Annotated in this window: 17 protein-coding genes (1 of these 17 running past the window's edge); 4 read left to right on the top strand and 13 right to left on the bottom strand. The window is 50.7% G+C overall.

The annotated features are described in order from the left end of the window. The 3 genes from kduD to tcyP form a co-directional block, all read left to right on the top strand. The coding region (kduD, locus tag JTI85_RS10290; RefSeq protein ID WP_219352541.1) for a 2-dehydro-3-deoxy-D-gluconate 5-dehydrogenase KduD at positions 1-600 on the top strand (600 nt) is incomplete at its 5' end. Positions 601-683: 83 nt separating this feature from the next. Further along, a complete protein-coding gene (locus JTI85_RS10285; RefSeq protein WP_086523651.1) occupies positions 684-1,283 on the top strand; it encodes a metal-dependent hydrolase in 600 nt (199 codons plus the stop codon). Positions 1,284-1,418: 135 nt separating this feature from the next. Further along, positions 1,419-2,810: a cystine/sulfocysteine:cation symporter gene (tcyP, locus tag JTI85_RS10280; RefSeq protein ID WP_048211881.1), complete on the top strand. Its 1,392-nt coding sequence runs from the start codon at positions 1,419-1,421 to the stop codon at positions 2,808-2,810. 65 nt (positions 2,811-2,875) lie between these two features. On the opposite strand, the gene cedA is transcribed toward tcyP, so the two are convergent. The 8 genes from cedA to osmE form a co-directional block, all read right to left on the bottom strand. Continuing rightward, on the bottom strand, positions 2,876-3,139 hold the full coding sequence (cedA, locus tag JTI85_RS10275) for a cell division activator CedA (protein WP_071887334.1): 264 nt from the start codon (positions 3,137-3,139) through the stop codon (positions 2,876-2,878). A gap of 169 nt (positions 3,140-3,308) precedes the next feature. Next, on the bottom strand, positions 3,309-4,067 hold the full coding sequence (gene chbG / locus JTI85_RS10270) for a chitin disaccharide deacetylase (protein ID WP_101741715.1): 759 nt from the start codon (positions 4,065-4,067) through the stop codon (positions 3,309-3,311). A gap of 12 nt (positions 4,068-4,079) precedes the next feature. Continuing rightward, complete coding sequence (locus JTI85_RS10265) at positions 4,080-5,435, bottom strand: 6-phospho-beta-glucosidase (RefSeq protein WP_048211884.1); 1,356 nt, start codon at positions 5,433-5,435, stop codon at positions 4,080-4,082. A gap of 123 nt (positions 5,436-5,558) precedes the next feature. Next, positions 5,559-6,398 carry a transcriptional regulator ChbR gene (gene chbR, locus JTI85_RS10260; RefSeq protein ID WP_005120798.1) on the bottom strand — a complete coding sequence of 280 codons (840 nt, stop codon included), beginning with the start codon at positions 6,396-6,398 and terminating at the stop codon, positions 5,559-5,561. A gap of 13 nt (positions 6,399-6,411) precedes the next feature. Further along, a complete protein-coding gene (gene chbA, locus JTI85_RS10255; RefSeq protein WP_101741716.1) occupies positions 6,412-6,759 on the bottom strand; it encodes a PTS N,N'-diacetylchitobiose transporter subunit IIA in 348 nt (115 codons plus the stop codon). 54 nt (positions 6,760-6,813) lie between these two features. Continuing rightward, positions 6,814-8,172, bottom strand: coding sequence for a PTS N,N'-diacetylchitobiose transporter subunit IIC (gene chbC / locus JTI85_RS10250; protein WP_040233680.1), 1,359 nt, complete (start codon positions 8,170-8,172; stop codon positions 6,814-6,816). 82 nt (positions 8,173-8,254) lie between these two features. Further along, on the bottom strand, positions 8,255-8,575 hold the full coding sequence (chbB, locus tag JTI85_RS10245; RefSeq protein ID WP_003832547.1) for a PTS N,N'-diacetylchitobiose transporter subunit IIB: 321 nt from the start codon (positions 8,573-8,575) through the stop codon (positions 8,255-8,257). 298 nt (positions 8,576-8,873) lie between these two features. Beyond that, positions 8,874-9,215: an osmotically-inducible lipoprotein OsmE gene (osmE, locus tag JTI85_RS10240; protein ID WP_003030621.1), complete on the bottom strand. Its 342-nt coding sequence runs from the start codon at positions 9,213-9,215 to the stop codon at positions 8,874-8,876. Positions 9,216-9,425: 210 nt separating this feature from the next. On the opposite strand from osmE, the gene nadE reads away from it, so the two are divergent. Continuing rightward, complete coding sequence (gene nadE, locus JTI85_RS10235; protein ID WP_219352539.1) at positions 9,426-10,256, top strand: ammonia-dependent NAD(+) synthetase; 831 nt, start codon at positions 9,426-9,428, stop codon at positions 10,254-10,256. Positions 10,257-10,313: 57 nt separating this feature from the next. Here the strand turns inward: nadE and ves are convergent, their stop codons facing one another. From ves to astD, 5 genes are all read right to left on the bottom strand, one after another. Then, positions 10,314-10,889, bottom strand: a complete 576-nt coding sequence (gene ves / locus JTI85_RS10230) for an environmental stress-induced protein Ves (RefSeq protein WP_048211887.1) — start codon at positions 10,887-10,889, stop codon at positions 10,314-10,316. 352 nt (positions 10,890-11,241) lie between these two features. Continuing rightward, a complete protein-coding gene (spy, locus tag JTI85_RS10225; RefSeq protein WP_048211888.1) occupies positions 11,242-11,727 on the bottom strand; it encodes an ATP-independent periplasmic protein-refolding chaperone Spy in 486 nt (161 codons plus the stop codon). Between the two features lie 348 nt (positions 11,728-12,075). Further along, positions 12,076-13,041 carry a succinylglutamate desuccinylase gene (astE, locus tag JTI85_RS10220; protein ID WP_219352537.1) on the bottom strand — a complete coding sequence of 322 codons (966 nt, stop codon included), beginning with the start codon at positions 13,039-13,041 and terminating at the stop codon, positions 12,076-12,078. Continuing rightward, positions 13,034-14,377, bottom strand: a complete 1,344-nt coding sequence (astB, locus tag JTI85_RS10215) for an N-succinylarginine dihydrolase (protein WP_219352535.1) — start codon at positions 14,375-14,377, stop codon at positions 13,034-13,036. Before astB ends, astE begins: the two co-directional genes overlap by 8 nt. Continuing rightward, positions 14,374-15,486: part of a succinylglutamate-semialdehyde dehydrogenase coding region (astD, locus tag JTI85_RS10210; RefSeq protein ID WP_255575581.1), annotated on the bottom strand (this coding region is incomplete at its 5' end). 113 nt of the annotated region lie beyond the right edge of the window; the window shows 1,113 of its 1,226 annotated nt. The genes astD and astB, both read right to left, overlap by 4 nt.

Raw genomic sequence — 15,486 nt, 5'->3', positions numbered from 1 at the left:
CTCGGTCGGCGTTTTATGGCCATTCAGGCCGACCTCAGCCAACAAGAGGCGCTGTCTGGCATAGTGACCCAAACTGTGGCCGCGTTTGGCCGGGTCGATATTCTGGTCAACAATGCGGGAACCATACGTCGTCAGGATGCGCTGGATTTTAGTGAAAAAGACTGGGATGACGTGATGAATCTGAATCTCAAATCCGTTTTTTTCCTGTCACAGGCAGTGGCGCGCCAGTTTCTGGTTCAGGGCAACGGCGGAAAAATCATTAACATTGCCTCAATGCTCTCTTTTCAGGGCGGGATCCGCGTTCCTTCCTACACCGCATCAAAAAGTGGCGTGCTTGGAATCACCCGCTTACTGGCTAATGAGTGGGCGGCTCAGGGAATTAATGTCAATGCCATCGCACCCGGTTATATGGCGACAAACAATACGCAGCAGTTGCGTGAAGACAGTACGCGTAATCAGCAAATTGTCGATCGCATTCCCGCAGGGCGCTGGGGAACACCGGATGACTTGCAAGGCCCGGTCGTTTTTCTCGCCAGCCAGGCTTCTGACTATATCAATGGTTACACGCTTGCCGTGGACGGCGGTTGGTTGGCGCGTTAATCGTGCATTTGTGACAAAGGGTTACAACGTCACCTCTTCCGCCTACTGTATAAAACCCCTATACTGTATGAATTGACAGTTCATTGGGTTTTATCATGACGGCGGAAGGCCATCTCCTTTTTTCTATTGCCTGTGCGGTATTTGCCAAAAATGCCGAGCTGACGCCCGTTCTTGCTCAGGGTGATTGGTGGCATATTGTACCTTCGGCCATTTTAACCTGCCTGCTACCCGATATCGATCACCCGAAATCCCTGCTCGGGCAGCGGCTGAAGTGGATATCAAAGCCTATTGCCCGGGCATTTGGCCATCGCGGGTTTACTCACAGCCTGCTGGCCGTCTTTGCCCTGCTGGCCACGTTTTACCTGAAAGTTCCGGATAGCTGGATAATCCCGGCCGATGCCTTACAAGGTATGGTTCTCGGTTATCTCAGTCACATTCTGGCTGACATGCTGACTCCGGCAGGCGTTCCCCTGCTTTGGCCCTGCCGCTGGCGTTTTCGTCTGCCCATCCTCGTGCCGCAAAAAGGCAACCAACTGGAACGGTTCCTGTGCATGGCGCTGTTTGCCTGGGCTATCTGGATGCCGCAGACCGTACAAGAGAACAGCGCGGTACGCTGGTCATCACAGATGATTAATACGCTGCAAATGCAGTTTAATCGTTTTATAACGCACCAGGTTGACTAATAAATCGGCCAAAATGTCATTTTAGGTATAAACAATTCCATTTGAATATAAGAGGCAAGTCACAGTTCTGCTAATCTTGCGCCAACAGAATCACCATTGCATGGTGATACGCATAATAAGATCAGGAGAACGGGGATGAACTTTCCATTAATCGCGAACATTATCGTGTTCGTAGTACTGCTGTTCGTGCTGGCGCAAGCCCGCCACAAACAGTGGAGTCTGGCCAAAAAAGTACTGGTCGGTCTGGTCATGGGCGTGGTGTTTGGTCTCGCCCTGCATACCATTTATGGCTCCGACAGCCAGGTTCTTAAAGATTCCGTACAGTGGTTCAACATTGTCGGCAACGGTTATGTCCAGTTGCTGCAGATGATTGTCATGCCGCTGGTATTTGCGTCTATTCTCAGCGCCGTTGCGCGTCTGCACAACGCCTCTCAGTTAGGTAAAATCAGCTTCCTGACCATCGGCACGCTGCTGTTTACAACGCTGATTGCCGCACTGGTCGGGGTTCTGGTAACCAACCTGTTCGGCCTGACCGCCGAAGGCCTGGTGCAAGGTGGTGCCGAGACTGCACGTCTGAACGCTATTGAAACCAACTATGTTGGCAAAGTGGCTGACCTCAGCGTTCCGCAACTGGTACTGTCGTTTATCCCGAAAAACCCGTTTGCCGATCTGACCGGCGCTAACCCGACGTCGATTATCAGCGTGGTCATCTTTGCTGCATTCCTCGGTGTTGCCGCACTGAAGCTGTTGAAAGATGATGCGCCAAAAGGCGAGCGCGTATTAACGGCTATCGATACCCTGCAAAGCTGGGTGATGAAGCTGGTTCGTCTGGTGATGCAGTTGACGCCGTATGGTGTTCTGGCGCTGATGACCAAAGTGGTTGCCGGTTCCAATCTGCAGGACATCATCAAGCTGGGTAGCTTCGTCGTTGCTTCGTATCTCGGCCTGGGCATTATGTTCGTCGTACACGGCATCCTGCTGGGTATTAACGGCGTTAGCCCACTGAAATACTTCCGCAAAGTCTGGCCAGTACTGACTTTCGCCTTCACCAGCCGTTCCAGTGCCGCTTCTATTCCACTGAACGTTGAAGCGCAAACCCGCCGTCTGGGCGTCCCTGAGTCCATCGCCAGCTTTGCCGCCTCTTTTGGTGCAACGATTGGTCAAAACGGTTGTGCGGGTCTGTATCCGGCGATGCTGGCCGTGATGGTGGCACCAACTGTCGGCATTAACCCGCTGGACCCAATGTGGATTGCCACGCTGGTGGGTATCGTGACCGTCAGTTCAGCAGGAGTTGCGGGTGTGGGCGGCGGCGCGACCTTCGCGGCACTGATCGTACTGCCTGCCATGGGTCTGCCGGTCACACTGGTTGCTCTGTTGATCTCAGTTGAACCGCTGATCGATATGGGGCGTACTGCATTGAACGTTAGCGGTTCCATGACCGCTGGTACGCTGACCAGCCAATGGCTGAAACAGACCGATAAATCGATTCTGGACAGCGACGATCACGCCGAACTGGCGCATCGCTAAAAGCCTGTCTGCGCAAAACAAAAAACCGCCAGTGAGTTATGCTCCGGCGGTTTTTTTATATCCGATTAATCGCTCAGTTCGTTTTCCTGGCGAATCTGGTTAGCCCAGCGCTGGGCCGACTCCGGAACCGTAAATGCAGGCGAACGCTGAAACGCCTCCCCCATTAAGACAAAAGCGACATATTTTCCGCGCAGTATCCATACGTCACGAAACGCATCCATTTTCACCGCATGCTCTGGCGGAGCGGGCTCCACGCGAGGAACATAGCTGATGACCGGACGATTTTGTTGGCGAAGAGGTTTCATAATCAGTTGCTTCACTAAAGACAAATTCTAAAAATCTGAAAAACGCTATCTTAGCTGATTTTACCCCTGGACGGTGCAAAAACAGTGAATTCGTGAAGTGGGTGGCGATAATGGGGGGAACAGATAAGTTGCAGCAAACATCAATGACGCAGACAAAAAAATGCGGCGCACCGACGCGCCGCCAACTCAGGAATTAAACGTTCAGAAAACTGCCAAGACGATAACCGCGCTCCGCAATAGCGTATTTCAATGACGAAGACGTCAGTACGTCAAGCTCAGTTAAGCGGGGGTAACAGTAGGCACTTTGTCGAATGATGTCATCGATAAACGCCGGATGACACATCACTTCCAGCGAGGACTCTCCCCGGTCTGCGGACGCGTCCAGCGTCTGCAAAAACAGGGCCTCAGAAATCGCGTCGCCATAAAACTCACTGCTAAATCCCTGGGAGGTACGCAACGTTTCCGGTAAATCGGACGCCTGGAACACTGTCTGCCGATCGATCCGCAACGCAACCCCTCTCTCCGCGGCAAAACTGGCGACAATCGGGAAAATCTGCGGGAACATATGCACGTGGTGATGACTATCCAGATGCGTCGGCTCCCGCCCGAACAGGTCAATAAAACGCTGATACTGTGCAGCCAGCTCCCGAGAAATCTCTTCCAGCGGCAACGTTTCTTCCTCTGCCATCTGCCAGATCCATTTCCCTAACACACCGTCACGCGTCAGACCCGGCATAGCCGTTAACGGTTTGCCGAGCGTCAGGACAAAGTGCATCCCAACGGCAAGCTCCGGTATATCGCGACTAAGCTGTACCGCATGCTCTATCGCCTCGCCATTCACCAGGGCCGTGGTTGAGGTGACAATGCCATTGCGACAGGCTTCAACAATGCCGTAGTTTTGTCCTTTGCTCAGGCCAAAATCATCCGCATTCACAATCAGTACGCGTTCCATAGCCAACCTCAGTTAGTGTTGTTCGCTTTTAAGTTTCTCGATGCATCCGGCGAAATTTGGCAGCCATTTTTCATGCGCCAGAATCAGCTCACGGGCAAGAATTTCAGCATCAGTGTCGGAATGCACCAGCGGGCTCAGGTTCAACGCCAGCAGCACATCATTCAACTCGCCGCTCAGTGCTGCGTTGCTCGCCGCCACTTCAAAACCTTTAATGGTATAGATAAGCCCCAGAACCTTTTCATCGAAATGGGTGATACGTGGGTGCGGAGTTGCACCATTGCGCCCCAGCGTGCAGGTCATCTCAACGGCCCAGTCCGCAGGAATATTATCAACGTGGCCATGATGAGGAATGTTGACGTAATGTTCGGTCTGTTTGTCGTTGTAGATAGCATTGATGACTTCACACGCGGCATCAGAGTAATAAGCCCCGCCACGCTGTTCCAGCTCTTTCGGCTTAACATTCAACTCAGGATTTTTATACAGATCAAACAGTTGCTTTTCTACTTTCTGTACCACCTGTGCGCGTGCACCACCTTTGTAATATTCGCCCATTTCAATCGCCAGCATCTCTTTTGGCTTGAAGTAGTACAGCAAATACGAGCACGGCAGCAGCCTCAGTGAACGAATCAGCCCTTCACTGAACGGCAGATCGAAGATGTTCTTCACGCCAGAGGCTTTCAACTGACCCGACGCAACGCCGTCCAGCAGTTCATCAAAGCGTGACACACCGTTGACCAGAACATCCTTAATGAAGACCATATGGTTCAGACCAAACAGATCGATGGATAAGTCATCGCTCTCTTTCAGCGCCAGCACGTCGCTGATGAACATTTTCATGCCGATCGGAATATTACATACCCCGATGAATTTCTTGAAATTCGTATGGCGATAAACCGCCTCAGTCACCATCCCGGCTGGGTTAGTGAAGTTGATCACCCACGCATTCGGGCACAGTTCTTCCACATCTTTCACAATATCAAAGATAACCGGAATGGTACGCAGGCCTTTGAACAGCCCGCCAGCGCCGTTGGTTTCCTGCCCCAGATACCCGTGGCTCAGCGGAATGCGTTCATCCTTTTCACGGGCTTGCAGTTGCCCAACCCGCAACTGGGTAGTAACGAAATCAGCATCTTTCAGCGCTTCGCGGCGATCCAGCGTTTTATACACTTTCATCGGGACGCCAGCTTTATCAATCATGCGCTGGCAGAGGTCAAAAATAATGTCCAGCTTCTCTTTACCACCGTCGACATCCACCAGCCACAATTCAGAGACCGGTAATTCATGATAACGCTTAATAAAGCCTTCAAGTAATTCAGGGGTGTAGCTGCTCCCGCCACCGATAGTGACGACTTTTAATTTCTGGCTCATAATTTCTCCCTTCAGTGTAAAAACACTGACACGTATTATGCTCAACCCATTCGTCAGGTATAGCGTGGCAGTCCCGGCGCTATTTTGGGCAAGCTATAAAAATTGGTTATTGGTAAATAAAATTTACTGATTAAATTCCGTTAATTTCTTACGATAGCTATTTGGTGTAAACGACGTCAGCTTTTTAAACGTTTTAATAAACAAGCTCGGACTACTGTAACCAGACTCATAGGCAATATCAGTTACAGAATAGTTAGTCATTTCCAGCTGTTTTTTAGCAAAATTAATGCGGATTTCATTAATAATCTGCATTGGCGTTTTACTGTAATAACGCTGGGTTGCACGGGTCAGATACTCCTGGGATTTTGCGGACAGGTGTACCATATTTTCCAGCGCATTTTCGCTGAACTGCCTTTTGTCATGCATGCTTTCCACGGTAGTTTTAAGCCATTGTGGAATATCATCCAGCACCTGCTCTTCCCGATGATGGCGTAACCGATTAATAATATAGAAGGTGACCACTTCTACAAATTCATCCAGTCCACTTTCACGAAAGTTCAGTGATGCTATAACCGTTTCGATGTAGGTAAGAAACGAGCTGTTCGCCCGATACACCTGCGATGCGACAAAACAAAATGGCAGCAACGGGTGGTAGTGCTGTTCAAAAAAACGTTTACTGATACCAACGTTAAGAATTCGCGTCGCGCCGAAATCATAGAAACTTTGGTGATGCGATCCCAACGGGATAAAGACAAAGTCTCCGCGCTCAAGCAGTACACGCTTACCGTTGATTTCCTGATAGTAACGTCCAGTTAATACAAGGGTAAATTCGTAGTAATCATGCTGATGCAGCCCACTGATACTCTCAGTTTTATTATAGATGAACACATGAAAATTTTTGCCATTAAAAAGCTGCTGCTCATAGACGGTTTTGATTTCCGGTGCGTTAATCTGTAGCTGCATTCTGCACTCCTCGCTATTTCAGCTTCTCGTGAAGCTCAATCAGTTCTGTCACCAGTTCACGTGCCAGCATCGACGTCATCAGGTGGTCCTGTGCATGGACCAGCACCAGGCTGACTTTCATTTTACCTTCACCCTGATCGCCTTCAATCAGTTTAGTCTGGACAAGGTGTGCTTCGTTCAGCGCCATGCGAGACTGTTCCATCATGGTCTTCGCTGACTCAAAATCACCCTGTTTGGCCATTTTGAGCGCGCCATACGCCAGGCTACGCGCCTGACCCGAGTTGATGATGAGCCCCATCACCACTTCTTCAAGCTCTTCTGCTTCTGACTGCGTGTCGACGATGTTCTCGATATCCAACATACTTTTTTCCTCTGGTTCAGTCCGGCATGGCCGCATAGCCATGCCGGATTAAATTTAGAATTTCAATGCGTTAGCGATATCTTCTTCGCTTTCTTCTTTATCAATGACGTTCTGAGCTTTGTTGGCGACGACCACAAATGGCAGGTACACCAGCGTTGCGATGCCAAGGTTAAACAACGCGACCAGCAGAGCAGCGACGCTACCGTTGGTGTTAAAGAATGCGCCCAAGCCGGTTGGCATAGTCCACGGTGCAATGTTGGTAATTGGTGGAATAATGCCTGTGTAATAAGCGGCCAGGGTAATCGCTGCCAGAATCGGCTGAACCAGGATGAATGGAATAAACATAACCGGGTTCATGATAATCGGCAGACCGAACAGAATGGGTTCGTTAATCTGGAACAGACCTGATGGCAGTGCCAGTTTTGCTACCTGACGATAATCAGCGCGACGAGATGCCAGGAAGATAGCAATAATCAGACCCAGCGTTGCCCCACTCCCTCCCAGGAAAATATAGGAGTCCAGCATCGGCTTCGCCCAGACGTGGAACGTCTTACCCGCTTCCAGTGCCGCGTCTACGGAACCAAACTGTTGGTAGATAGAGATGTTTTCCAGCGCCCAAGGGGTCATGATACCGCTGTCCAGTGCAGTCAGTGCCAAAGAACCGTGAATACCAAAGAACCACAACAGCGGAACAAAAATCACGTACGCCCAACCCACCACACTACCCAGTGACGCCAGCGGAGTTGAAATGGAATCCATGATGATCTGGTGGAAGTTCGTTCCCCAGGTGTTCAACGCCCAGGCGATGATCCCCATAATAGAGAGGATAATGAAGCCAGGAATCAGTGCAGAGAAGGAGCGAGAAACAGAAGCCGGAACGCTATCAGGTAATTTAATAACCCAATTACGATGCACGACGAAGGTGAACATTTCCGCGACCACCAGGCCGATAATAATACCGGAAATAATGTTCGCACCGCCCAGCCAGTTAGCACCCACGGCATAGGCTTCACCCACACTGTAAGGTGTGACTGTCATAAATGCGGCGACAGATAATAAACCAGCAGCCAGCGCATCGACCTTGCGTTCTTCCGCCAACGCCATACCGATAAAGAATGGCGCCATCAATGACATAATACCCAGCGTACCGTTATAGACGTTCCCACCGATGCCTTTTAAACTATTTAGTGTTTCAATAGTTGAAGCATCAAGTCGAATGCCCATGGAATAAAAAAACGACCCCTCCCCAAAGCTCAGGAAAACGTTATTGATTAATACAAACATAGCCCCTGCGAGGGTTAACGGCATTAAACGAATAAAACCGTTTTTGATTGCATTAACGTGTGGCTGCTTTCCAATTTTTACAGCAAAAGGAAGGAGTACCTTTTCAAGTGAAGCAATAGCGTTACTCATAGAAAAATACCCTTAAATACCGCAATTAACAATTGCGGTGAATGTTAATGAAATAACTCTTTGACGGGAAAATTTAAAATAATTAATTTGCTGCGGCTTTTTTAATTGCTGCAACTGCAGCCTTAAGCACGCCTAAACCATCGACTTTGCCATACAACAGCGAGTCAATCACTTCTACAGGTTTGTTGGGTAACAAACGCTGAATTTCGGGCAACATATAAGCAATCTGTGGACCTAATAACACAACATCGGCTACTGGGCCTTTTTCTCCGGCCAGCGTTTCGGGAAACGCTTCAATGATAACCGGCACTTCGTATTTTTCAGCCTGAGCACGCATCTTCGAGACCAACAAAGAAGTCGACATGCCCGCAGAACAAAACAGATAAATGTGTTTCTTTTCCATTAAAACGATCCTCATGTGCGATTATCTGTGTACCAGACACTCCGCAAGCCATAACCTGCATCCATGCTCTGGGTAACTTGCGTCAGCTAAATTACTTTTTTAGGTGGCTGAAATGAGTATACGGGATTGCACCCGCGGATGGTATTTCATTGACCAACTAAATTGTCTCTCCTTGACCTGTGGTTATGACACCCCTCACACTTCGGGCAAATAATTCGCGACAATAAATAAGATCGCGTGACACAAAAAAACCGGCACAGCGGCCGGTTCGTCAGAGTGCTCAGGCAATAAACAGTTGTTACTTCTTCGCTGCCTGCGGGTCGGTGTCGTACTCCGCACAGGTCTGGTAGCCGGAATTAATCACGTGCCCAGTATCATCTAATGCAACAAAATAGGTCTCTGCTTTACCATCTCGTTGACCCAGGATGTAGGTCTGACATGTACCACGCGCATGGATCATGCTGACTTCAGAAGAAGGTTTACCGGCAATCTGCGCCACTTGCGCCCGGCTCATCCCTTTCTTCACATCTTTCACCACGGGCTGCACAAATTGGTCTTTAGTACGATCGTAAGCCGTACAGCCTGCCAGCATAGTCAATACCGCCGCTGCACTCAGAATTCCTGTTAGATTCTTGTTCATATTCCGTCCTCTTGTTTTTCAGCGTGTTATATAAGCCTGGAGCACAACAACGCATTTTTCAAGCTGTCAGTTGATACTCGGGTCATTTCAGAAAATTCTATCAAAACAAAATGATGTTATATCCGGCTGCATCCCTTGTCGTTTGGACGTCAACGCGTTAGCTTTAACACATCGTTATTTTTGATCATTTTATTTTCCATAGGGGGTTAAATGACTCTGCAGCAAGAGATAATCCGGGCACTTGGCGCCAAACCACATATTAATGCAGAAGAGGAAATTCGCCGCAGCGTGGATTTTCTGAAATCGTACCTCAAAACCTACCCTTTTCTTAAATCGCTGGTGTTAGGGATTAGCGGCGGACAGGACTCAACCCTGGCCGGAAAGTTATGCCAAATGGCGATTTCCGAGTTACGTGAGGAAACGGGTAACGATGCTTTGCAGTTTATTGCCGTGCGACTGCCTTATGGTGTGCAGGCCGATGAACAGGACTGTCAGGACGCGATAGCGTTTATACAACCTGACCGTGTACTCACCGTCAACATCAAAGGCGCGGTATTGGCCAGCGAGCAGGCATTGCGCGAAGCAGGTATTGAACTGAGTGATTTTGTGCGCGGCAATGAAAAAGCCCGCGAGCGTATGAAGGCACAATACAGTATCGCCGGAATGACCAGCGGTGTTGTCGTGGGTACCGATCACGCCGCAGAGGCCATTACCGGATTCTTTACCAAATATGGCGATGGCGGCACTGACATTAACCCAATATTCCGCCTCAACAAGCGTCAGGGTAAGCAGCTTCTTGCGACATTGGGTTGCCCTGAGCATTTATACAAGAAAGCGCCAACCGCCGACCTCGAAGACGATCGTCCCTCTCTGCCAGATGAAGCCGCATTAGGCGTTACCTACGACAACATTGACGATTATCTGGAAGGAAAAACGTTGAATGCCGACGTTGCGAAGAAAATTGAAGGCTGGTACGTGAAAACAGAACACAAACGTCGCCCACCGATTACGGTGTTTGACGACTTCTGGAAAAAATGGTAATTCGCTGATTTACCCGTGCCGGATAACCACAAAATGGTTTATCCGGCCCAAACGACGTCATTGCACCGAATCAGGCGAAAAACCTGGCTTCCAGTTAATCTCACTAAACAACAACTTCCCCTCGCGTTCCAACAGTCGCAACGTATGCTTACCGTCATGCCAGCACGCCCCCTGGTCAGCCGTCAGCAACTTATCCCCCAGTTGCCAGGCTCCGCTAATAACAAATACCACGCCGCCACGCGAACCAAAGGTCGTAAACGTCCGGTCAGCCACACGAACTTTAGCCTGGCAAACATCCCGACGGGTCATGATATTAAAATCCATCGACATCTGTCCTTCCGTCAGCTTCGCTTTTACCACGCGGTCACCGGCGAACGTAAAAGGCTGATGCTGTTTTAGCGTATGCGGTAGCGTGTTAGCACCTTCCAACGTGACTTCTCCCCCTTCGAGCAGTGTAATAACGCGCTCAACTCCGGGAAAGAGTGAAAATTCGCCGTTCGCAGCAATGGAGGCAATACTCGCCCGCCAGTGAAAGTCGCGCGTTGCTGGCGGAAAACAACATATTTCACGCGTTTCTCCCGCACCATTACGCCAGAGATTAACCGGCATTTTGCGGATATCAAAGTACTCCATCATCCCTCCAGAAAGGCACTGTGCGCCGACATGCCGTCATCAGGCAGCCAAATCATCATTGTTATCATTCACCCTGCTCGTTGTTATCGGCAGCAGAGTTGATTTGCCTTAGCGATGACCATGGCGTTTTGCAAAAAAGTTTAACGCGCTGATCCAGGTAGCATTTTCGCGGGCCTCAGGAGCATAACCTGTCCCAAGCGCTGTGCAATAGGTAGGAAAGAAAAAACCGCCGATCCTGCCCACATCGTTAAACGTGTTGTGGACAAGGCCGGCGGTCTTGAGTTTTTTTTCACGCTGTCCGGGGCAATCTGCTCCGACACAGCATGAATGATTGAGTATAGACGCCTACCGATTATTCGGCAGCTTGTGGCATTTTACCTTTCTGCGCTGCTCGTTCTGTCAGACGCTTCTCAAAATTAGCATTAAACTGTTTTTTCTGTTCCGGGGTCAGAATGTTGTAAATTTTGTTCTGCGTTTCCATATGCGCCAGCATGTTAGCTTTGCGCTGCTCTTCCATCTTCGCAATCTGCGCTTCAGCTTTCGCTTTATCGAAGCTATCGCTGGCGATGATATCGTGCATTGCACGGCGTTCTTCCAGCGGAGGACGTTTCATCTGATCGCGCTGACCTTTCATGATGTCGCGGATCTGCTGTTTCTGTGCATCGGTCAGGTTCAGGTCTTTAAACATCATGTCGTGATGCGGGGCGAATTTACCGTTGTGGTGCATCATCGGTTTGGCATCTGCCGGAGCTGCTGTGGTAGCGTCAGCGGCATGAGCCAGGTTTGCAGCGCCCAGCGCCAGGGTAGAGGCAACAAACAGAGCAGTCAATTTACGCATAATTTCTATCCTTCCTTTCAGTTATTCTTACGACATTCATACGAAGCTTATGCAATGTGATGTCGTGTTGACGGGATTAACTTTACCGACTTAAGCGTCAATTAATCAGAGCAACGGTAAAACAATGAAAGTGTAAAAAACAAACTTTCATCAATTATGAAGAAAAAAAGAATAAATTGCGGAGAGTTGAAATAAAAAATTACAACACGATGATTTTGAAAGAATTATGAAGAACTATACCTGAAACCTGGTTATTAAGAAAGCAGCTTACCAGGAATAATCCGTAATAAATACAAACAGCACGCAATAATAAGCCCTCAGAGATTAACCCGAGGGCGGATATATCTTTTACAACCTTTCCAGCATCAGTCCCGCGCGTAAACCACAGACCACATTTGGATTAGGAAAGAGAACATATTCAACGTTATGGGTGACGATAAAACGTTCATCACCATCCTGCGCCAGCAAGGTCCCCTCTTTAAAGGGGGTAAAGTTGAGCGTCTGGTTATCCATATGGAGAATAAAATCGTCGCTGCGCCGCGTGATTTGCGACACTACGCGGTAGCGCAGCGGAGATGTTTCTCCCGTAGGGATTCGCTCGCCTTGCAGCAGTTTCTCCAGCGCATCCGCCGTCTGCGCAAACTGGGACAGATCGTTTTGTCCAAACGGCAGCGCTTTACCCAGTTCCAGCGTACAGGCCAGCGCGCCAAAATGTTCAGCGCTAAAATGGGTGAACGTACCGCCAGGCGTCTGATGGAACACCAGCGCCTCAAGTCCTGCATCTCCCAGCCATCCCAGAAAATCTTCGTCCCAGGCAACATTACGTTGTGGCAGCACGCCAAAACGCAGATGCTGTGAGCCGCGAATCGCGGTATGCAGATCCAGATGCCAGCGTACTGACTCTTGCGCCCGCGCGTAAAAATCGTCCAGACACAGCTCAAGTTCATGGGCTCGGCGCGTTTCTTCACTCGCGGTAAAAATCTGCCAGCGGCCGCCAAACATACGGTTCAGATCGCTATGACAGTAGCGTTTGCCCGCAGCTAACGCCTGCGGATTGCCCAGGATCAGCAATAGCCGCCATGTCAGCGGCAGCTTGCCGCTAAACAACCCGGCCAACAATGTATCCAGCATTTCTACTGGTGCGGTTTCATTACCATGAATGCCCGCAGACAAAACCAGCGAACGCTCAACCGGAACAACCGGCGTCAGCTCCAGCATGCCATGCCCGATCCATTGCCAGTCAAAACCGTGAGCTTTCCCCCGGTTGGCATCTGGCGAATCCCCCGCAAGCGTCAGCGCAAGGAAATTATCCATGGCGTGTACACTCCTGCTGGAAGGGATACACCGAACCGAGGTTGAGTAATTGCGTCAACGTATCCAAGGCTTCACGCCCTTCGCGCAGCAACTGCGGGTCAGCAAGGTCTGCGGCGGTAAGACGATCGCGATAGTAACGATCAACCCAGTTATTCAGCGTGTTAAACAGCACATCATTCATAAGAACCGCCGGGTTCACCGCCTGTTGCTCCTGTGGGGTTAACACGACCCGAAGGCGCAGACATGCCGGGCCACCACCGTTGGACATGCTTTCGCGCAGATCGAATACCCGTAGATCGTCAATCGGGTTGTCATCTTCAAGCAGACGGTTTAAATAATGCCATACCCCTGCATGCTCCCGGCATTCCTGCGGCAAGACCAACATCATTGAACCGTCATCACGACTGAGTAGCTGGCTGTTAAACAAATATGTTGCCACGGCATCCTGCACTGACACTTCAGCCAGGGGAACTTCCAGCGCCGTAAATCCCGCCACCTGGCTATGCAACTGCTGTAACAAAGCCTGCTGGTTGGCAAACGCCAATTCATGGCAAAACAGCACCTGACGATTTGATACCGCAATAACATCGTTATGAAACACACCAAGATCGATAACATCCGGGTTTTGCTGAGCAATGATAATCTGATTAGGGTTCACCTGATTCAGGCGCGCAACAGCCTCGCTGGCTTCTCTGGATTGCCTCGCCGGATAACGCTTCGGATGCGCGCCGTTGCCCTCTTCACGACCATAGACAAACACCTGTATGCCGGGGTCGCCGTAATCACCACCGAGACGGTTATGGTTTGCCGCGCCTTCATCACCCAGTAACGCAACCTGTGGCAATGCACTATGGACCGTAAAGCGGCTCTCATCGCGGAAGATCGCGCTTAGCAACGCTTCTGTGGTTGGCGCTTCCAGTGAACGGTGGAACTTGTTATTCAGATTCGCGACCGTCAGATGCACTTTTCCGTCCAGCGAATCTGCCGAAGGACAGACCGTTGCCGCATTCGCCACCCACATCGGCGAAGCGGAACTGGCACTGGAGAGCCAGTGAGGTGCCTGCCGTGCCACCTTTTCCAGTACCTGCTCATCACTGCCGCTGAATCCCAACTGCCGTAGCACCGGAATATAAGGCCGCTCATGGGGCGGGATCACCGCCTGGGGAAATCCCGCATCCGCCAGCGCTTTCATCTTTAGCAAACCCTGTTTCGCCGCCAGACGAGGGTTCGACACCTGAAAACGGTGTTTGGTTGAGGCCTCATTACCAAATGACAATCCAGCATAGTGGTGGGTCAGTCCCACCAGACCATCAAAATTAATCTCACGGGCTTTCATCGCTTATCCTCACGAGAAAAATCGAGTCCTGGGCTAAGCGCCGTTGGCAGCGTTAAGGCTGGTGATTCCAGACTTGCCATCGGCCAGGCACAATAATCTGCGGCATACCACGCGCTGGCGCGATGGTTGCCTGAGGCACCAATCCCACCAAACGGTGCAGTGCTTGCCGCGCCGGTTAGCGGCTTATTCCAGTTGACGATCCCTGCCCGCGCCTCCAGCAGCAATTGATCAAATTGGCTGCGATCGGGTGAAACTAACCCACACGACAGTCCAAAGCGAGTGTTGTTCGCCATGCGAATCGCGTCATCAAAGCTGTCATAGCGCCAGACGCCAAGCAGAGGGCCAAAAACCTCTTCATCAGGTACGTTCGCCGCTCCGGTCAGTTCAATGATTCCAGGGGTCAGCAGTGACGTTCCGGCTTTCACCAGACGCGGTGCTAACAGGGTACGGCCACCTAACGATGCGAGACGCTGCCAGGCATCATAGACATGCTGCGCGGCCTGTTCGGAAATCAGTCCGCCCATAAACGGCTGCGGTTCCGCATCCCAGTTGCCGGGCATTAAACGCTGACTAACCTCCACCAGACGCGTCAGGAACGCATCACCCTGCGCGCCTTTTTTAACTAACAGGCGGCGGGCACAGGTACAGCGCTGTCCGGCGGTAACAAACGCAGATTGAATGGTCAGATGCACGGCGGCATCTATATTTTCCGGGTTTTCAATAATCAGCGGGTTATTACCCCCCATCTCCAGCGCGAGGATTTTTTCTGGCTGGCCAGATAACTGTCGATGCAGGTGATAACCGGTATTGGCGCTGCCGGTAAACAGCAGACCATCGAGGTCTTCCAGCGCGCTCAGCGCCTGCCCTGTTTCACGTCCGCCCTGCACCAGGTTCAGCACGCCCGGCGGCAATCCCGCCTGCGCCCACAGCTTTGCCACGGCTTCACCGGTCCACGGCGTCAGCTCGCTGGGTTTGAAAATCAACGTATTGCCAGCCAACAACGCCGGAACGATATGACCATTAGGCAAATGACCGGGGAAGTTATACGGGCCAAACACGGCCAGAACACCGTGTGGGCGATGACGTAACGTCGCAGCGCCATCTGGCAG

The organism is Citrobacter sp. Colony219 (genome assembly GCF_019382635.1).
GTDB lineage: Bacteria > Pseudomonadota > Gammaproteobacteria > Enterobacterales > Enterobacteriaceae > Citrobacter > Citrobacter youngae.
The sequence above is the reverse complement of the archived record's forward strand: the minus strand, read 5'-3'. Positions and strand labels throughout refer to the sequence as shown.